General features: G+C 70.8%; 15 protein-coding genes and 2 pseudogenes. 10 read left to right on the top strand and 7 right to left on the bottom strand.

Annotation, left to right across the window (positions count from 1 at the left end):
- Positions 1–59: 59 nt before the first annotated feature.
- On the bottom strand, positions 60–668 hold the full coding sequence (locus tag ACFQVC_RS38495; protein ID WP_381839952.1) for a TetR/AcrR family transcriptional regulator: 609 nt from the start codon (positions 666–668) through the stop codon (positions 60–62).
- Positions 669–830: 162 nt separating this feature from the next.
- Here ACFQVC_RS38495 and ACFQVC_RS38490 point away from each other — a divergent pair, with 162 nt between their 5' ends.
- The 5 genes from ACFQVC_RS38490 (at position 831) to ACFQVC_RS38470 (ending at position 5,775) form a co-directional block, all read left to right on the top strand.
- A complete protein-coding gene (locus tag ACFQVC_RS38490) occupies positions 831–2,573 on the top strand; it encodes an MFS transporter (protein WP_381839949.1) in 1,743 nt (580 codons plus the stop codon).
- Between the two features lie 214 nt (positions 2,574–2,787).
- Positions 2,788–3,093 (top strand): hypothetical protein, encoded by a 306-nt coding sequence (locus ACFQVC_RS38485; RefSeq protein WP_381839946.1) that lies wholly within the window; start codon positions 2,788–2,790, stop codon positions 3,091–3,093.
- Positions 3,094–3,098: 5 nt separating this feature from the next.
- Entirely contained in the window at positions 3,099–4,400 is a 1,302-nt protein-coding gene (locus ACFQVC_RS38480) for a hypothetical protein (RefSeq protein ID WP_381839943.1), read from the top strand.
- Positions 4,397–5,137: a hypothetical protein gene (locus ACFQVC_RS38475; protein WP_381839940.1), complete on the top strand. Its 741-nt coding sequence runs from the start codon at positions 4,397–4,399 to the stop codon at positions 5,135–5,137. The genes ACFQVC_RS38480 and ACFQVC_RS38475 overlap by 4 nt, the downstream gene beginning before the upstream one ends.
- A gap of 5 nt (positions 5,138–5,142) precedes the next feature.
- Positions 5,143–5,775, top strand: a complete 633-nt coding sequence (locus ACFQVC_RS38470) for a hypothetical protein (protein ID WP_381839938.1) — start codon at positions 5,143–5,145, stop codon at positions 5,773–5,775.
- Positions 5,776–5,946: 171 nt separating this feature from the next.
- Here the strand turns inward: ACFQVC_RS38470 and ACFQVC_RS38465 are convergent, their stop codons facing one another.
- The 3 genes from ACFQVC_RS38465 to ACFQVC_RS38455 are packed head-to-tail and all read right to left on the bottom strand — an operon-like array spanning position 5,947 to position 7,873.
- Positions 5,947–6,549: a mycothiol-dependent nitroreductase Rv2466c family protein gene (locus tag ACFQVC_RS38465; RefSeq protein WP_381839935.1), complete on the bottom strand. Its 603-nt coding sequence runs from the start codon at positions 6,547–6,549 to the stop codon at positions 5,947–5,949.
- Positions 6,546–7,418, bottom strand: coding sequence for an endonuclease/exonuclease/phosphatase family protein (locus ACFQVC_RS38460; protein WP_381839932.1), 873 nt, complete (start codon positions 7,416–7,418; stop codon positions 6,546–6,548). Before ACFQVC_RS38460 ends, ACFQVC_RS38465 begins: the two co-directional genes overlap by 4 nt.
- The gene (locus ACFQVC_RS38455; protein WP_381839929.1) at positions 7,415–7,873 is read right to left on the bottom strand and encodes a hypothetical protein; all 459 of its coding nucleotides are present in this window, start codon (positions 7,871–7,873) and stop codon (positions 7,415–7,417) included. Before ACFQVC_RS38455 ends, ACFQVC_RS38460 begins: the two co-directional genes overlap by 4 nt.
- Positions 7,874–8,316: 443 nt before the next feature.
- Here ACFQVC_RS38455 and ACFQVC_RS38450 point away from each other — a divergent pair.
- The 4 genes and pseudogenes from ACFQVC_RS38450 to ACFQVC_RS38435 form a co-directional block, all read left to right on the top strand.
- Positions 8,317–9,258, top strand: a pseudogene (locus ACFQVC_RS38450) (glycoside hydrolase family 16 protein); the annotation flags it as partial.
- A gap of 196 nt (positions 9,259–9,454) precedes the next feature.
- Positions 9,455–10,351, top strand: coding sequence for an NAD(P)-dependent oxidoreductase (locus tag ACFQVC_RS38445; protein WP_381839926.1), 897 nt, complete (start codon positions 9,455–9,457; stop codon positions 10,349–10,351).
- A 42-nt stretch (positions 10,352–10,393) separates the two neighbouring features.
- Positions 10,394–10,795: pseudogene (locus tag ACFQVC_RS38440) on the top strand (MerR family transcriptional regulator); the annotation flags it as partial.
- Positions 10,796–10,896: 101 nt separating this feature from the next.
- The gene (locus ACFQVC_RS38435) at positions 10,897–11,241 is read left to right on the top strand and encodes a thioredoxin family protein (RefSeq protein ID WP_381839923.1); all 345 of its coding nucleotides are present in this window, start codon (positions 10,897–10,899) and stop codon (positions 11,239–11,241) included.
- 183 nt (positions 11,242–11,424) lie between these two features.
- Here the strand turns inward: ACFQVC_RS38435 and ACFQVC_RS38430 are convergent, their stop codons facing one another.
- A complete protein-coding gene (locus tag ACFQVC_RS38430) occupies positions 11,425–11,688 on the bottom strand; it encodes a hypothetical protein (protein WP_381839920.1) in 264 nt (87 codons plus the stop codon).
- A 108-nt stretch (positions 11,689–11,796) separates the two neighbouring features.
- Here ACFQVC_RS38430 and ACFQVC_RS38425 point away from each other — a divergent pair, with 108 nt between their 5' ends.
- Positions 11,797–13,683, top strand: coding sequence for a HelD family protein (locus tag ACFQVC_RS38425; RefSeq protein WP_381839917.1), 1,887 nt, complete (start codon positions 11,797–11,799; stop codon positions 13,681–13,683).
- Here ACFQVC_RS38425 and glgB read toward each other — a convergent pair.
- Positions 13,669–16,173: a 1,4-alpha-glucan branching enzyme gene (gene glgB / locus ACFQVC_RS38420; RefSeq protein WP_381839914.1), complete on the bottom strand. Its 2,505-nt coding sequence runs from the start codon at positions 16,171–16,173 to the stop codon at positions 13,669–13,671. The genes ACFQVC_RS38425 and glgB overlap by 15 nt on opposite strands.
- 29 nt (positions 16,174–16,202) lie before the next feature.
- Positions 16,203–17,702, bottom strand: coding sequence for a maltokinase N-terminal cap-like domain-containing protein (locus ACFQVC_RS38415; RefSeq protein WP_381839911.1), 1,500 nt, complete (start codon positions 17,700–17,702; stop codon positions 16,203–16,205).
- Positions 17,703–17,763: the final 61 nt, after the last annotated feature.

The following is a 17,763-nucleotide window of genomic DNA, read 5'->3' as shown; positions in this document are numbered from 1 at the left end:
AACGCGTGAACGGTTCCCTGCGCCGGCGTCCAGGTGCTGCTCGGGTAGGTGCTGCTCAGCTAGGTGCTGCTCAGCCCGGCCACCAACTCCGTGGCGTGGACGGCGGGTACGCCCGATGCGGTGAGCGCGGTGACGGCGGCGGAGCGGCCCGCGTCCTCTGCTGCCAGGACCCCGTCGTTGACCGCTTCCATCAGGCCGTAGAGCACGTGCTCGTGGACGTACGACAGCGCCTCGGCGGACAGCTGTGACGTCAATACGCCCTCGTCCAGGCCTTGTTGGAGAACCCCGGTGAGTTCCCGCCGTACGGGGGTGAGGCGCTGCCTGATGCCTTCCATCGTCACGCTGCGCCGGGCCAGGGCGATCAGGAGGCGGTAGCGGTCGGCGATCTCCCAGACGGCCAGGGTGCGCCGGGCCAGGGTCTCGGCCGGGTCGGCGCCGGGTGCGATCGCGTTGGCCTCGGCGACGGCCGCCGTCGCGTCGTCGACGAGGGCGGCGATGAGTGCCTCGCGGCTGGGGAAGTGGCCGTACACGGTCCTGCGCACGACGCCGGCGGCGCGGGCGATCTGGTCCATGGAGGCTTCCGGGTCGCGGAGCAGTTCGAGGAGTGCGACATCGAGGATGCGGCGGCGGTTGGCGTCGGCTCGGCTCATGCCTTCGGCTCGGCTCATGGCTTCATTTTGCACAGCGATGTGCAGTGGCGTAAATTGCACATCGTTGTGAAGTTGCACAGGCGTGTGCAAGCTTGCGCGGGGAAACGCGCAGCGAGACCCGCGGCAAGTCGCGCAACAAGGCCCGTAGCAAGTCGCGCAGGAAGAGGAAGGCAGCCGCTGATGCGTCTCGTCATGAACGAGCCGGTCGACTCGATGGACCGGCCCTATCCACGCCGCTGGTGGGCCCTGGTCGTCCTGTGCCTCAGTCTGCTGATCATCGTGATGGCGAACACCGCCCTCACGGTCGCGGCCCCCGACATGACCAAGGACCTCGGTCTCACCAGCTCCGACCTGCAGTGGGTCATCGACGGCTATACGGTCCCGTATGCCGCCCTGATGCTGCTGCTCGGCGCCGTGGGCGACAAGTACAGCCGTCGCGGTGCCCTCGTACTCGGGCTGCTCGTCTTCGGCGGCGGCGCCGTCGCCGGTTCTCTGGTCGACAGCTCGACCGGGGTCATCGCCGCCCGTGCCGTCATGGGCTTCGGCGCCGCGATGATCATGCCCGCGACGCTCTCGCTGCTCGCGGCGACCTTCCCGCGCAAGGAGCGGGCCAAGGCCATCGTCATGTGGACGGCCACGGCGGGGCTCGCCATCGCGGCCGGGCCGCTGGTCGCGGGCATGCTCCTGGAGCACCACGGCTGGGCCTCGACGTTCCTGATCAACGTGCCGGTCGCCGCGCTCGCGATCATCGGTGCCCTCGTCCTCGTACCGCCGTCCAAGGCGGCCCACCACGGCCGGATCGACTACGTCGGCGGCGCCCTGTCCGTCGTCTGGATCGCCGCGCTCGTCTACATGATCATCGAGGGCCCGCACTTCGGCTGGGGCGTGAACGCGATCACGGCGGCCGTCGTCGCGGGCGTGGGCCTGGTCCTCTTCGTCCTCTGGGAGCTGCGCCACCCGCGCCCCGTCCTTGACGTACGCCGCTTCACGAACCGTGGCTTCGCGGGCTCCAACCTCGCCGTCGCCCTCTTCTTCCTCGCGGTCTTCGGCGCCTTCTACTACCTCACGCAGCATCTGCAGTTCGTGCTCGGCTACAACCCCCTGGAGACCGGCGTACGCATGCTGCCGCTGGCCGGTGCCGTGTTCGTGGGCTCCGCGCTCACCGGTCTGCTGACCCCGCGCCTCGGCATGAAGGTCACGGTCACGGCGGGCATGGTCGGCGGTACGACGGCCCTCGCGCTGCTCACGCAGGTCGACGCGGGTTCGGCGTACGGCGCGTTCGTGCCGTCCCTGATCCTGCTCGGGCTCTCCATCGGCCTCGCGCTCTCGCCCTGCACCGACGCGATCATGGGCGCCTTCCCGGAGTCGGAGCTGGGTGTCGGCGGCGCGGTCAACGACACCTCCCTGGAGCTGGGCGGCTCCCTCGGTATCGCGATCCTCGGCTCGGTCCTCGCGAACGGCTACTCCTCGCACCTCGACGACGCGGTACGGGGCACCAAGCTGCCCGCCGACGCGCTCGCCACGGCCCAGGACTCCGTCGGCGGCGGCTACGCGGTCGCCCAGGGCATCGGCGACCAGGCCCGCGCCCTCGCGGAGCAGGCCGCCCAGGCGGGTGCGCCGCAGCAGGCCGCGCAGCTCAAGGCCCAGGCCGATCAACTCGCCCACGGAGCACGGCAGATGGCCGACGCGGTGGGCTCGTCCTTCTCGGACGCGGTGGCGCACACGAGCCTGGTGGGCGCGGTGATCCTGGGCGTGGGGACGGTGGCGGTGGCGGTGCTGTTGCCGCGGCGGCGGGGCGCTCATGTCGGCGGGGTCGCGGACGGCGGGTCCGTGGACGGTGGGGCTTCGGCCGCTGGGTCCGCGGCCGCGGAAGCTTCGGCCGGCGGTGCGCACTCCAATTCCTTGGCGAATTCTTCGAGTTGAGGTTCGATTGCGGCGTGAATGGTCCCGTGGATTGTCCGTGAGCATTCAATTCGGCCGGTCGGCAAGATCATTCACCGGGATCGGTGGGAGTGAACGTGGGAGTGAATTCCGTAACCCTCGTGTGACGCGCGTGCCGCCCCGTGGCATGATCGGCCATTCGATTACCGATCCACTGCCGATCTGAATGCGGATACGCGCCGACGGGAGGGCCCGCGTGGGGGACCATTTCAAGACGGACATTGATCAACTTGCCACCTTCACCAAGGACCTGCAGGGCGCCCAGGACTCCCTTGAGCAGGTACGGAAGGCCTTGCAGCACGTGCGCTCCGACCAGATCGGGACATCCGAGCTCGACGAGGCCTGCGACACGTTCCAGGAGCGCTGGAAGTACGGCAACGAGCAGATCAAGGAGCGCATCGGCAAGCTCACCGAAGGGCTGAAGAAAAATACGGACAATTATCGCGAAATCGAAACTTCCCTGGAAGAGAGTTTCAAGCGCGCCGCAGCCGCGGGGAAGTGAAGGCGATGGCTCAGAATCCGTATGTGCAGCTCGGCTGGAATCCCGTGCCGGGACAGCCGGGCGAAGTCGAGGGGCTCCGCACCCAGCTCACCAATTCGGCCGCCGCGCTGCAGACCGCGTACCAGAAGATCGACAAACTGCTCGGTGAGTCCAGCTTCTGGGAGGGTGACGCCGCGGTCGGCTTCCGCGAGGCCCTTGACGGCGATCTGCCGAAGTACATGAAGGACGCCCACAAGTCGCTGACCCAGGCCGCCGGTCACCTCGGCACCTGGCACGGCGGCCTGACCAGCCGCAGGGAGCTGGCGCACAAGTACGACGCCGAAGCGGGCGACCACAAGGGCGACCTGAAGGCCGCCCACTCCCGGCACGAGTCGGCGCAGCGGAACCCCGACCTGAAGCTCAAGGACCAGAAGTTCACCGAGGGCCCCGAGCTTGAGGCCGCCCAGGCCCGTTTCAACGCGGCCAGCACTCAGCTCAACGACGCCGTCACCGCTGTCAACAAGGCGCAGGGCGCCCTCGACGAAGTGCTGCGCAAGGCACGGGAGTTGGAGAGCACGCACGAGGCGGAGGCGCGTGACCTCGCGACGAAGCTGAAGGACGCCACGAAGGATCTGGCGCCCGAGGAGCCCGGCTGGCTGAGCAAGGCGCTCAGCTGGATCGGGGACAACCTCACGAACATTCTCAGTGTGCTGGCGGCTGTGGCGGGGTTGCTGGCGTTGTTGTGTACGGGGCCTTTCGGGATTGCGATGCTGCTGGTCGCCGCGGGCGCGAGCCTGGCGACGGCCGGCACCCGTTTCGCCAAGCCCGAGTTCAGAGCCTCGCTCAAGGACGGCTTCACGAAGGGCGAGTTCGACGCGGACTTCTGGGAGAACTCGGTGGGACTCGCGGGTGACCTGGCGGGGGCGGTGCCTGGCCTCGGTGCTGTGTCGCGCGGAGCCAACGGCGCCGTCAGGTCGGCGATCGCCGGTGGCGAAGCGGCGGGCGGCCTCGTGCAGTTCGCCAAGGCGTTCGGCGACGACACGGTCACCGCCGCCTCCCGGATCTCGACCGCGGGCGCCTTCAACCCCGTTGGTGACTGGGTCGCTCGCGCCGCGGGCGGCAGCCAGGCCGTCAGGGCGGGGATGGACTACATCTCGCCGGTGGCCGGTGTCGCCACATCCGGGTTCGGACTCGCCGCTGACAACGTGGACGCGCTGAACAGCGGCAAGGACGCGACCACCGCGGTCGACGGTGCACGCGCGGGTCTCTTCGACGGCCCTGGCGCCGTCGACACGGCCGTGAAGGCGATCAGGGTGGTGGCGCGGTGACCGAGGTGACCACGGTGGCTTCTCCGCGGCTGTTCATCGACGAGTCGGCCCGTGACCGGAGTTCCAAGATCTGGTACGCGTTGCCCGGCGGCTACTTCGACGTGCCGCTCGACGCCCTTGACGCCGCGCCCGGCACGGAGCACGAGGCGCGCCTAGAGAACCTCATGGCGCTCGTAGCCGACTGTGCCCCCGAGGAGCAGCACGACCGCTTCGCGGGCATGGTGCACGACGCGCGATACATGGTGCGGTACATGCGCAGAGAGGGCATCATCGGCTGCTCGCTCGGCATGCACTTCGCCGATGACGGCTCCTCCGCCGTCTCCGTCGTCACCGTGGCGCTGCGGGACATCGAATGGGCCCCGCCCAAGGTGACTGCGGTGCGGGCGGTTTCGCTGGCCGAAAGTGCGGACAACGTGGAGCTGTTGACGCTGCCGGGCGGCCATCCGGCCTCGGCCTCCGACACGCTGGGCACGGCCCCCGCCGTGGCAGGTGTGCCTGAGCAGGAGCTCTACCAGTGCAACGTCTACATTCCGGCTCCGTCGGGTGCGCAGCTCGCCGTCCTGACGCTGAGCACGGTGGCCGTCGGCTCGCGCGGGTACTACCGCGACTTGATGGAGAGCGTCGCGCACACCGTGACCTTCCAGGACCCCATGCCCGAGATCGAGCGCGCCGCACGAGGTGAAGGGGCCGCCGGCACCGGCACCGTCAAGGACGACATCGCCGCTGACTTTGGATGACCAGCATGAGACTGAGCAAGAACCCCGGGGGTTTCGAAGGCCCCGCCGCCTGGGACACCCCTGGCACCCGAGCCGCCCTGTTCCGCTGGGCGGCTCGGCTTCTGGGCAAGACGACCGGCTGGATCGCGGTCTGGCTGGCCTGGCTCTACGGCGTGGTGTTCGCGCTCTTCTCGGGCACAGCGGCAGCTGTGGCGGGCTTGCCGCTGGTGGTTATCGCGTACCTCGCATTGGCCCCGGTGCACAGGGTGTTCAAGCTCTGGCGTATGCGCCGCATCCTCAAGGTGTATCCCTGGCGGCAGCAGCCCGAGGGTGTCCGTGCCGTACCCGGGCGGTTCGGGAGGACGGACGCTGTCTTCCTCCTGCCGAATCCGGACCGGCCGGAGCAGACGGAGTCGCCTGACGAGCACGGGGGGATGTTCAGGGTCTGGGACCGCGTCGCCCGCAGAGGCTTCAACGACGAGCTGTGGTACGCCGGTGACCCGCGCTTCGCCTGCGTGGTCGCCAAGCCCGGCCCGAAGACGCTGAGTTACGTCGCCCAGGCCACCGCGTACGACATGAGGACCTCTCCCCGCCGTAAGGGCATCAGTCCCGAGGCGCGTCGCAGAGCACGGGCCATCGGGGCGCGGGTCGCCGAGTGATGCATGCGCGGCGTCAGCCCGCCGGGAGTGCCAACGCGGCGAAGGGGGTGGCCATGGCTCGTAGGAGCGGTCGCAGCAGGTCGGTCGAGTGCGCGGGCCGCAGACCCGCCCTTCGTCCCGAGTTCGCGCGAACTTGCGCTGCTTGCAAGCCTGTTGGGCGGCGCGTGCCGCTCACCTGAAGTCCAGTTCCCCGTACCTTCGCTTGAACTCGAAGAACTCCCCGACCCCCGCCATCAGCACCACCCCGTCCCACAGCCGCCCCGCCGTCTCCCCGCGTGGGGTGGGGGAGACGACCGGGCCGAACCAGGTGCCCACGTGCGGCAGGGACAGGACCGGGGTGCCGACGTCGGTGCCCGCCAGGGTCATGGCCTCCTCGTGTGAGGCGCGGACGGCGTCGTCGTAGGCCGTGGTGAAGGCCGCGGAGGCCAGGGCGGGCGGCAGGGCGGCGTCGGTGAGAGCGGTTTCGAGGGCCGTCCAGTCGCCGTGTTCGTGCAGACGGGTGCCGAGCGCGTCGTAGTACGTGCCGAGGGCGGCGCTGCCGTGGTGTTCGTACACCGCCATGCAGACGCGGCCCGGCGCGCGCATGTAGTCGCCGTACTCGTCCCCGGGGTCCTCGGGGTCGACGTCGAGGTGTTCGTTGAGGATCTTCAGGCTCATCACGCGCCAGTGCACCCGCACGTCCCTGACCCGTTCCACCTCGCGCAGCCAGCGAGACGTGATCCAGGTGTACGGGCACACCGGGTCGAGCCAGAACGAGACGGTGCGCGCGGTCATGACGCCAGCTCCGCCAGGACCGCCGCGTGGTCGGAAGGCCAGACCCCGCCCACCGGACCGTCACCGGCCCGCCGTACCGAGAGGACCCGGCCGAGGCCCGTCGCGGCCGGCAGGCCCACGTGGATGTAGTCGACGCGGACGGACGGGCCGTGGGTCGCCGCCACGTACGGGTTCCGCGCGTCCCAGGTCGCCCAGGGCTGTGCCGCGTCGGCGTACTCCCAGGCGTCGATCAGGACCTGCCCCGGCACCGCGGGGGCCGTCTTGAAGCCGCCGAGCAGGCGGATCTCGTCGGAGTCGGGCCAGGCGTTGAAGTCGCCGGTCAGGACCGGCGGGAAGGGGGTCTCCGTGCGGTGGTCCGCGATGAACCGCGCGACCGCCCTGACCTGTTGGACGCGTACCGCCGACGCGGCGACGGCCGAGGTGAGGTGGGTCGTGAAGAACGGCAGGGGGTGGCCGGGTGAGTCCAGGAGGGCGTAGAGGGTGAGGCGGCCGTCGTCCAGGCCGGGCGGGGCCGGAAGGCGCTGGACGTCGCGGTCCAGGACCGGCCAGCGGCTGAGCACCGCGTTGCCCACGTCGACGGTGGCGCGGTCCGGATCCGTCCCGGGCAGACGGCTCCGCCATTTCTGCGGGGCGTCGGACGCGGCCCACGTCCAGTGCATGCCGAGCTCGTCCGCCAGCCACCCGGCGAGGTTGTCGCCGCCCGCCGCCCAGACCTCCTGCAGGCCGATCACATCGGGACGCAGGGTTCGCAGGGCGGAGAGGACCGCCTTCTGGCGCCGCTCCCAGGGGCCGAACCGCCACCACAGGTTCCAGGTCATGACACGCACGGACGACGCCTCCGGAGTCGAGGGCTGAGTGAGGAGCGTCATGGCCGCGCCAGCCGCTCGCGCAGACGGACGCAGATCTCCTCGACCTCCGCCGCGTCGGGGAGCAGATCCTCCTGGAACTGGGCCAGTTGGAGCTGTGGGCCGTAGCCGCCGTGGTGCTCGATGTCCGTCGTGCGCGCGGGCTGCACGACGAAGTGCAGATGGCCGGGGACCCGGTCCTTGTGCGACCACAGGCAGACGTAGACCTGCTCGCAGTCCGCCGTCTCGGCGCGCACCGCGGCGCCGGTCCGGGCGAGCAGCGGCCCGAGCTCGGCCGCCTCGGGCCCTGAGAGCGCGTCCACGCCGGTGACATGGCGCACCGGCTTCACGATCAGGGTGCCGAGGCCGAGCGGGCCGACGCTGTGCTCCACCGCCCAGTGGCCGGTGCGAAGCAGCGGGCCGCCGGGCAGCGGCACGGTGCCGTCAAGGAGGCCGCAGGCCATGCAGTCGTCAGTCATCGCCGCCGGCCTCCCCGTGCTTCATCCCGTGACCCGTCCCGTGCTTCATCCTGTGACCCGTCCCGTGACCCGTCCCGTGGTTCATCCCGTGATCACTCGTTCTTCCGTGCTCCTCGCTCCCCGGGGCAAACCCCGGGGGTAGTCCCAATACCCCGGGCGGTTCCCCTCGTACCGCGAGGTGTCCTGCTCCGGGGTCGCCATGCCGTCCGGTGCCCGTCCCGCCCGCAGGCCCATGTCGAGCCAACGCCCGTCCCGGTGGAAGAGCAACTCCACGTGCCCGTACGGAAGTTGAATTCGTCGTGCCCATTGACGGGCCTCGTGGCTGCAACTAGAAAACTCTGAGAGCGCTCTCATCTCCTCTCTGTTCCTCTCTGTTCCTCTCTGTTCCTCTCTGTTCCCCTCTGTTCCCCTCTGTTCTCCCTCTCCCCCCACGGAGGCGTTCCATGAGCACCCGCCGTATCCGGCGTACCCGCCGCACCGTCCTCGGTGCGGCTCTCGCCACCGCCGCCGCCCTGGCGGCCGTCCTCACGCCCGGTATCGCGTCCGGTGATGTGCCGCCGCCGGGTCCGGGATGGACCGTCCAGTGGAGCGATGACTTCAACGGCGCCGCGGGCTCGGGCCCCTCCGCTGACAACTGGCAGATGGACACCGGCCACAACTACCCGGGCGGGCCGCCCAATTGGGGCACCGGTGAGATCCAGAACTACACGGATTCCCCGGACAACCTCAGCCTCGACGGCAACGGCAATCTGCGCATCACGCCCCTGCGGGACGGCGGGGGCAACTGGACCTCGGCCCGGATCGAGACCAAGCGCACCGACTTCAAGGCTCCCGAGGGCGGTGTCCTCGCCATCGAGGGCCGTATCCAGATGCCGAACGTCACCGGTGACGCGGCCCTCGGCTACTGGCCCGCGTTCTGGGCGCTCGGTGCGCCGTACCGCGGCAACTACCAGAACTGGCCGGCGATCGGCGAGTTCGACGTGATGGAGAACGTCAACGGCATCGACTCCGTGTGGGGCGTCCTGCACTGCGGGGTCAACCCGGGCGGCGACTGCAACGAGACACAGGGCCTGGGGGCCAACCGCGCCTGCCCCGGCTCCAGTTGCCAGTCGGGCTTCCACACGTACCGCTTCGAATGGGACCGCTCGGTCTCCCCGAACCAGCTGCGCTGGTATGTCGACGGCGAGCAGTTCCACAGCCTGTCCCAGGACCGGTTCTCCGCCACGACCTGGGCGAACATGACCGACCACGAGGGGTACTTCATCCTTCTGAACGTCGCCATGGGCGGCGCGTTCCCGGACGGCGTGGCGGGCCGGGCGACCCCGGTCGCGAGCACCGAACCGGGCAAGCCGATGGTGGTGGACTACGTGTCGGTGTCGACACGGCAGTAGGCCGCCGTCGGGACCGGCCACGGGGCCGGCCCTTGCTTACCCACAAGTGCGTATCTGACTAAATAGTCGGTACTTGTGGGGAGTTCGGGGCTCACCGAGGCTGTCGTGCATGACGCATACGACGACTTCCCCTTCGGTATCCCCCTCTGCTTCCCCTTCGACATCCCCCTCGGTTTCCCCCGCTGTCACCGTGCTCGGCCTCGGGGCCATGGGCCAGGCCATCGCCGGAGCCTTTCTCGAGGCCGGGCACCCCGTCACCATCTGGAACCGCTCTCAGGGCAAGGGCGAACAGCTCGTCGAGCGGGGTGCGACACGGGCGGCCACGGCGGCCGACGCGGTGCGCGCCGCCGACCTGGTGGTGGTGTGCCTCCTCGACCAGGCCGCCTCGCGCGCCGTGCTCGCCCCGATCGCCGCCGATGTACGCGGCCGGGTTCTGGTCGATCTCACTTCGGACACCCCGCAGCGTGCGCGGGAGGCCGCCGCCTGGGCCCGGGACGAGGGCATCGAGTATCTGGACGGCGCGATGATGGCGAACGTCCCGATGGTCGGCACCCCGGAGGCCCTGGTCTTCCACAGCGGATCGCGGGCCGCGTACGAGAAGTACGCCGCCACGCTCCGGGTGCTCGGCGGCCGGACCACCTATCTCGGTGAGAACCACGCGCTGGCCGCCGCGTACGACCTGGCGGTGCTCGACTACTTCTGGACCAGCATGTCCGGCCTGGTGCACGCCTTCGCGTTCGCCCAGGCCGAGGGCATCAAGGCCACGGACATCGTGCCGTATCTCGTCGGAAACGGCGGGCTCCTCGCGGCCATCGCGCCGGGGATGGCCGAGGACGCGGAGCGGCGCAGTTACCCCGGCGACGCCGACAACCTGGTCATGGACACCGCCGGCGTCGAGCACGTCCTGCACGCCGCCGAACAGCACGGCCTGGATGTGAGCGCTCTGCGCGGGATCAAGGGCGTCGCGGACCGGGCCATCGCCAAGGGGCACGGGGGCGACAGCTGGACGGCCACGATCGAGGCGGTACGCACCGCAGCCACCGCCACCGCCACCGCCGCCACAACCGCCCCCGGCACCCCCGCATAACCGCTGGCCTTGACCCCGACGTCAAGCCTTACCGTCGTGGACATGCGCATCGGCGAACTTGCGGAGCGGGCGGGCACCACCACGCGCACGCTCAGGTACTACGAGTCGCGCGGGCTGCTGCCCGCGCGGCGCGACGGCAATGGCTATCGCACCTACGACGCGGCGGACCTGCGGCTGCTGCGGCAGATCAGGACCCTGCAGGACTTCGGGTTCGACCTGGAGGAGACCAGGCCGTTCGTGGAGTGTCTGCGTGCCGGGCACCCGCAGGGCGACGCGTGTCCCGACTCGCTTGCCGTCTACCGCCGCAAGCTGTCCGAACTCGACGGTCTGATCGGGCAGTTGAGCGCGGTACGGGAGCAGGTCGGAGCGCAGCTCGAACGGGCCGAGCGGGCCCGGGACGAGCTCGCGGCCGAGGCGGCCGCACCGGAGCCGATGTGTGAACTGACGACGACAGCGACGGCGGCGACGGCACCCGCGACGACCGCGGCGCCCGCGACGGCGACGGTCCCGGATGAGGATGAGGATGAGGGTGAGGGTGAGCGGCAGTGGCAGTGAAGGCGGCAGGTGTGGCCGAGGTGACGGACGCGGACTTCGCGGAGGAGGTGCTCGGGGCGGACCGCCCGGTGCTCGTGCAGTTCACCGCGGACTGGTGCGGACCCTGCCGGCAGCTCGCGCCGGTGCTCGGCGAGCTGGCCCGCGATGAGGGCGAGCGGCTCAAGGTGGTGCAGCTCGACGTGGACGTGAGTCCGCAGACGACCATCGCGTACGGGGTGCTCTCGACGCCGACGCTCATGGTGTTCCGCGGCGGCGAGCCGGTGCGGTCGATGGTCGGGGCGCGGGCCAAGCGGAAGCTCCTCCAGGAGCTCGACGACGTACTGGCGGCGCGGTAAGCACACAAGGGCGCACCAGGACGCACCAGGACGCACCAGGAAATGAAGAATGCCCCGGCCGATTGACGGCCGGGGCATTCCTGTGGCTATATTGGGTGTTTCTGTGTGCCCACAGAAAAGGCCACCGATTCCTTCTGGAAGGTGGCCAACTAAAGACACCGTAGCCCATGGGGAGTCGAATTGTCAACCGGGGATTCCGTTGAATTGCAGCACGAGCAGCAATTCGTCGATCGCCTCTACGCCCGTCTCGACGAGCTCCGGATCGAGCGCGCGAGCCTGGCGCAAGCCGCGTTGGCGCAGCTGGGCACCGGGAAGCAGGCCCTGCTCGAACGCGATATCACCGCGGATGAACAGGCCAGGAGTGCGGCCGATCTCGACGGTGTCGAATCCGGTCTGTGCTTCGGCAGAATTGATCACACCGAGGCGGACGGCGGTGGGGAGCGTCACATCGGGCGTATCGGAATTCGCGCCGATGACACCGAGCGCACCCCTCTCCTAATCGACTGGCGGGCACCGGTGGCCCGGCCGTTCTATCTCGCCACCGGGTATACACCGATGGGCATCAGGCGCCGTCGGCACATCACCACCGCGGACCGCACGGTCACCGCCCTGCACGACGAGATCCTCGACCTCGGCGACACCACCCGTACCGGCTTCGAGGACCACAACGCCGACGCCGTGCTGCTCGCCGCGCTCGGCGCCGCGCGCACCGGCCGTATGGGCGACATCGTGCAGACCATCCAGGCCGAGCAGGACCGCATCATCCGCGCCCCGCACCGCGGCGTCATGGTCGTCGAGGGCGGCCCCGGCACCGGCAAGACCGCCGTGGCCCTGCACCGGGCGGCCTATCTCCTGTACGCACAGCGGGAGTTGCTGGCCAAGCGGGCCGTCCTGATCGTCGGGCCGAACCCGGCCTTCCTCGGCTACATCGGCGAGGTGCTGCCCTCGCTCGGCGAGACCGGGGTGCTGCTCGCCACGGTGGGGGAGCTGTTCCCCGGTGTGAGCGCCACGGGCACCGACACCCCGGAGGCGGCCGCCGTGAAGGGGCGCGCCGAGATGGCGGAGGCCCTCGCGGCCGTCGTCCGTGACCGGCAGTCCGTGCCGGACCCGGTCCTGGAGATCGACCACGACGGCTACGGCACGCTGTATCTGGAGCGGGCCATGGCCGAGGACGCCAGGGCGCGGGCCAGGACCACGGCGCTGCCGCACAATCTCGCCCGCCCCTACTTCGTCTTCCATCTCATCGACGCGCTCACCGATCAGCTCGTGGAGCGGCTCGGCGCCGACCCGTTCGGCGGCCCCAATCTGCTCGGGCCCGATGACATCGCCCAGCTCGGCAAGGAGGTCGCCACCAGCCCCGAGGTGCACGCCGCGATCGACTCGCTGTGGCCGGCGCTCACCCCGCAGGGCCTGGTCTCCGAGCTGCTCGCCGACCCGGACGGCTATCTGCCGGACGCGGACGCGAAGGTGATCAGGCGGGCGGCGGGCGCTGCCTGGACGGAGGCGGACATCCCGCTCCTGGACGAGGCGGCGGAGCTGCTCGGCGTCGACGACTCGGCGGAGCGGGCCGCGAAGGAGGCCGAGCGGCAGCAGCAGATCGAGTACGCGCAGGGCGTGCTCGACGTCTCGTACGCCTCGCGGACCTACGAGTTCGAGGACAAGGACGAGGAAGACGCCGAGGTGCTCCTCGCGCACGACATCATCGACGCCGAGCGGATGGCCGAGCGCCAGGAGGAGGCCGACCACCGCAGCGCCGCCGAGCGCGCCGCCGCCGACCGCACCTGGGCGTTCGGCCACATCATCGTGGACGAGGCGCAGGAGCTGTCGCCGATGGCGTGGCGGCTCCTGATGCGGCGGATCCCGACCCGCTCCATGACCCTGGTCGGCGACCCCGCGCAGACCGGGGACGAGGCGGGGTGCGGCTCCTGGGAGACGATCCTCGAGCCGTACGTCGATGACCGCTGGGAACTGGTCAGGCTCGGCGTCAACTACCGCACGCCCGCCGAGGTCATGGAGGTCGCGGCGAGCGTGCTGCGCGCCCAGAACCCCGGCTTCGAGCCGCCGCGTTCGGTGCGGTCGACGGGTGTGCGGCCCTGGGTGCGCGCCGCCGGCGACCTGCCCAAGGCGGTCGCGGAGGCGGTCGCGCGCGAACTCCCCGACGAGGGCCGGCTCGCGGTGATCGCCCCGCGCCCGCTGCACGAGGCGCTCGCCGCGGTGCTCGACGGGGTGAGCGCGGGCGGCCCGCTCGACCTGACCCACCAGGTGGTGCTCCTCGACGCCCGCCAGTCCAAGGGCCTGGAGTTCGACAAGGTCCTGGTCGTGGAGCCCGCGGAGTTCAAGACGAGCGACCTGTACGTGGCGCTGACCCGCGCCACGCAGGGCCTCGGCGTGCTGCACTCGGGAATGCTGCCGGCGGGTCTCGCGGAGTCAGGCCGGCCGTAGCCACACCGTCGCGAGCGGGGGCAGCGTCAGGCGCAGGCTCGCGGGGCGGCCATGGGACGGGACCGGGTCCGGCTTCAGGGAGCCGGGGTTGGTCACCCCGCCGCCGCCGTACGCCGTCGCGTCCGTGTTGAGGCACTCCTGCCAGGCCGGTACGTCGTCCGGTACGCCCAGGCGGTACTCGTGGCGGACCACGGGGGAGAAGTGGGAGACCGCCAGGAGCGGGGTGCCGTCGGTGGCGTAGCGCAGGAAGGCGAAGACATTGTCCTCGGCCGCGTCGCCCTCGACCCAGGCGAAGCCGCCGGGGTCGGTGTCGCGCTGCCAGAGGGCCGGCTCGTGGCGGTAGACCGCGTTCAGGTCGCGGACCAGGTCGCGTACGCCCCGGTGGTCGGGCTCGGCGCCGTAGGAGGGGTCGAGCAGCCACCAGTCGGGGCCGTGCGCCTCCGACCACTCCGCGCCCTGCGCGAACTCCTGGCCCATGAACAGGAGTTGCTTGCCCGGGTGGGACCACATGAAGCCCAGGTACGCGCGGTGGGCCGCGCGCTGCTGCCACCAGTCGCCCGGCATCTTCGACACCAAGGACCGCTTGCCGTGCACGACTTCGTCGTGGGAGATCGGCAGGACATAGTTCTCGCTGTACGCGTACACCATCGAGAACGTCATCTCGTTGTGGTGGTACTTGCGGTGGATCGGCTCACGCGTCATGTAGCCGAGCGAGTCGTGCATCCAGCCCATGTTCCACTTCAGGCCGAAGCCCAGGCCGCCGAAGCCGCCGGGGCCCTGGTGGTGTGTCGCCCGGGTCACGCCGTCCCAGGCGGTGGACTCCTCGGCGATGGTCACCACGCCGGGCGCGCGGCGGTAGACCGTCGCGTTCATCTCCTGCAGGAACGCCACCGCGTCCAGGTTCTCGCGGCCGCCGTGCACATTCGGCGTCCACTCGCCGTGCTCGCGTGAGTAGTCGAGGTACAGCATCGAGGCCACGGCGTCGACCCGCAGGCCGTCGATATGGAACTCCTCGCACCAGTAAAGGGCGTTCGCCACAAGGAAGTTGCGGACCTCGTTGCGGCCGTAGTCGAATTCCAGGGTGCCCCAGTCGGGGTGGGCGGAGCGCGCCGGGTCCTCGTGCTCGTACAGCGGCCGCCCGTCGAACTCGGCGAGCGCCCAGTCGTCGCGCGGGAAGTGCGCCGGCACCCAGTCCATCAGGACGCCGATGCCCGCCTGGTGCAGCGCGTCGACGAGATACCTGAAGTCGTCGGGGGTGCCGAGGCGGGCCGTCGGGGCATAGAACCCGGTGACCTGGTAGCCCCAGGAGCCGCCGAAGGGATGCTCGGCCACCGGCATCAGCTCGACATGGGTGAAGCCCAGGTCGGCCACGTACGGCGGCAGTTGCTCGGCCAGCTGACGGTAGGTCAGGCCCGGCCGCCAGGACGCCAGATGGACTTCGTACACCGAGAACGGCGACTCGTGCGCGGGCCGCAGAGTGCGCCTGGCCAGCCAGTCGGCGTCCCGCCACTGGTGGTGCGACTGCACCACGACCGACGAGGTGGCGGGCGGCACCTCGGTGTGCCGGGCCAGCGGGTCGGCACGCAGCGTCGTACCGCCGCCCGCCTTGGTGATCTCGTACTTGTACAGCTCACCCGCGCCGATGCCGGGCACGAACAGCTCCCACACCCCGCTGGAGCCGAGCGAGCGCATCGGGAAGCCGGTGCCGTCCCAGTAGTTGAAGCCGCCGACCACGCGCACCCCCTGCGCGTTCGGTGCCCACACCGTGAACCGGGTGCCGGTCACGCCCTGGTGCACCATCGGCTGTGAGCCGAGCGCCGTCCACAGCTGCTCGTGCCGGCCCTCGCCGATCAGATGCAGATCGAGCTCGCCGAGCGAGGGCAGGAAGCGGTACGGGTCGTGGGTGTCGAGCTCGGTGCCTTCGTACGTCACCAGGAGCCGGTACTCGGGGACGTGCCGCAGCGGCAGCGTGCCGGAGAAGAAGCCCTCTCCGTCGTCGTGCAGCACGGTCCGCAGACCGCCGGCACCGTCGCCGTCGCCCTCGATGACGACGGTGACACCGAGGGCGTACGGGCGAAGCACCCGGAACACCACGCCGCCGTCCGGCGCGGGGTGGGCGCCGAGCACGCCGTGCGGGTCGTGGTGCGTGCCGTTCAGGAGGCGGGCGCGGTCGGAGGCGTGCAGGGCCCCGGCCGCCGGGTCCGGCTGCTTCGGCGCCCGTGGCTTCCTCGGCGCGGGCACCTTGGCGGCCTTGGCCGTCCTGGCCGGCTTGGTCGTCTTGGGGGGTGCCGGCTTGGTGGCCGCCTTGGTCGTCTTCGCGGCCGCCTTGGCCGCCTTGGCCGCGGTCTTCTTGGCCGAGGCGGCCCTCGCGGACGCCGCCTTCGCCGTCGTCTTCTTCGCGGCCGCGGCCTTCGGAGACGCGGCCTTCGCCGCCTTGCGGGGCTGTGGGGGCTGTGCTGGTTCTGGGGTCTGCTCCGGCTTCGCGGACACTGGGAGGCGCCTCCTCGGCGGAAGGTAAGTCAGTGGTCGGGGCTGGCGAGGCGGCGGATCGCCGACATGGGGACGGGGAGCCAGTCGGGGCGGTTGCGGGCCTCGTAGAGGACTTCGTAGATCGCCTTGTCGGTCTCGTAGGCGCGCAGGAGCGTCGGTTCGTCGCGCGGGTCGACCCCCATGACCTCGGCGTATCCGGTGCAGTACGCGGCCCGGCAGCTGCTCGCCCAGGCGGGTGCGCGGTGGGTGTGCGCGGCGTACTCGAAGGAGCGGAGCATCCCGGCGATATCCCGCACGGGGGGCTGGGGGCGGCGGCGCTCCGCGAGCGGGCGGGCCGGTTCGCCCTCGAAGTCGATCAGGTGCCAGGTGTCGTCGGGGGACCGCAGGCACTGGCCCAAGTGCAGGTCTCCGTGGACGCGTTGGGCGGTGCGGTGATCGCCGTCCAGGGCCGCGAGCGCGTCGTAGGCCGAGGCGAGTCCCTGGGCGTAGGGATGCAGGGCGGGTACCGACCGGACCGCGTCGTGGAGGCGTTCCTTCATCCCGGTGGCGATCAGATCGGTCTGGGGCCGGCCCAGTGACGTCGTGGGGAGCGCCTCGGCCAGGGCCTGGTGGACCTCGGCCGTGGCCCGGCCGAGCTCACGTGCCTGCGGCACGAAGTCGCCGCCCTCCCGCAGACACCGCAGGGCGAGGGTCCAGCCGTCCTCGGAGCCCGCCAGATACGGCTGGAGCACCCCGAGCGCGTACGAGGAGTCGGGATCGTCGGGGGCGCCGGGGCCGTCGGGGGAGCGGGGGGCGTCACGGACGTACGAGAACCAGGCCACCGGGGCCGGAACCCGTGCGCATCCCGCCCCGGCGAGCGCGAGGGGCACCTCCAGGTCCGGCTGTACACCGGGTACGACCTTGCGGAACAGCTTGAGTATGAGCCGGTCGCCGTACACGAGCGAGGAGTTGGACTGCTCGACGCCCAGGGCGCGGGCGGCGAGCCCCGGCGGTATCTCCGCGTCGCCCGCCGCGTCGGCGCCCTTGCCGTCGGTCCCGTCATCGGCCCCGTCGCCGGTCCCGTCGTCGGCCGTCTCCCCGGCGCCGCGCGCCCGCTCGAAGTGCAGATCTCCCATCCGCCCGGGTATTCGCAGCCGTTCCAGGAGCAGTTGGGCGAGGCGCGGGTCGTGCAGGCCCTCGTACACCGTCAGGCCGGTCAGCGGGCCCGTGCCGGGGCGGCCGATCAGGGCTGGGGCCAGGTGCGGGGGCAGGACCCTGCGCACACCGAGCAGCAGCTGGTAGCAGTCGGGCGGCTGACCTGGCTGCTCGGTCTCGACCAGGAGGTGCAGCAGCCCGGGTGACGCCGCGGGCGGCAGCAGTTCCGTAGCGGAGACCAGGCCGAAGCCGGTCACCGGATGGCCCTTGCCCGCGAACCAGCGCTGCCGTGGCAGCCACTCCCGAAGCAGCGCGTCGAGCGAGTCGAGCAGCCGCGGACGTTCGGCGGCGGACCAGGTGGGGCCTGTGCCTGTACGAGTCGCGGCTTCCGACATGCGCCGAGTCCCTTCCCGTCGCGGAGTCCCTGTCTCAGGCAGGGTGGAGTGCCGGGAATGC

The sequence above is a fragment of the Streptomyces monticola genome (assembly GCF_042665355.1).
In the GTDB taxonomy this organism is placed as follows: Bacteria; Actinomycetota; Actinomycetes; order Streptomycetales; family Streptomycetaceae; genus Streptomyces; species Streptomyces monticola.
Note: the sequence above shows the minus strand (reverse complement) of the source record. Positions and strands in the feature narration are given on the sequence as shown.

Bases quoted from the DNA above. Each gene is read 5' to 3' on its own strand.
- ACFQVC_RS38470 (WP_381839938.1), top strand. From the start codon at position 5,143: ATGAGACTGAGCAAGAACCCCGGGGGTTTCGAAGGCCCCGCCGCCTGG.
- ACFQVC_RS38495 (WP_381839952.1), bottom strand. From the start codon at position 668: ATGAGCCGAGCCGAAGGCATGAGCCGAGCCGACGCCAACCGCCGCCGC.
- ACFQVC_RS38490 (WP_381839949.1), top strand. From the start codon at position 831: ATGCGTCTCGTCATGAACGAGCCGGTCGACTCGATGGACCGGCCCTAT.
- ACFQVC_RS38425 (WP_381839917.1), top strand. From the start codon at position 11,797: ATGGGCATCAGGCGCCGTCGGCACATCACCACCGCGGACCGCACGGTC.
- ACFQVC_RS38465 (WP_381839935.1), bottom strand. From the start codon at position 6,549: ATGACCGCGCGCACCGTCTCGTTCTGGCTCGACCCGGTGTGCCCGTAC.
- ACFQVC_RS38415 (WP_381839911.1), bottom strand. From the start codon at position 17,702: ATGTCGGAAGCCGCGACTCGTACAGGCACAGGCCCCACCTGGTCCGCC.
- ACFQVC_RS38480 (WP_381839943.1), top strand. From the start codon at position 3,099: ATGGCTCAGAATCCGTATGTGCAGCTCGGCTGGAATCCCGTGCCGGGA.
- ACFQVC_RS38460 (WP_381839932.1), bottom strand. From the start codon at position 7,418: ATGACGCTCCTCACTCAGCCCTCGACTCCGGAGGCGTCGTCCGTGCGT.
- ACFQVC_RS38455 (WP_381839929.1), bottom strand. From the start codon at position 7,873: ATGACTGACGACTGCATGGCCTGCGGCCTCCTTGACGGCACCGTGCCG.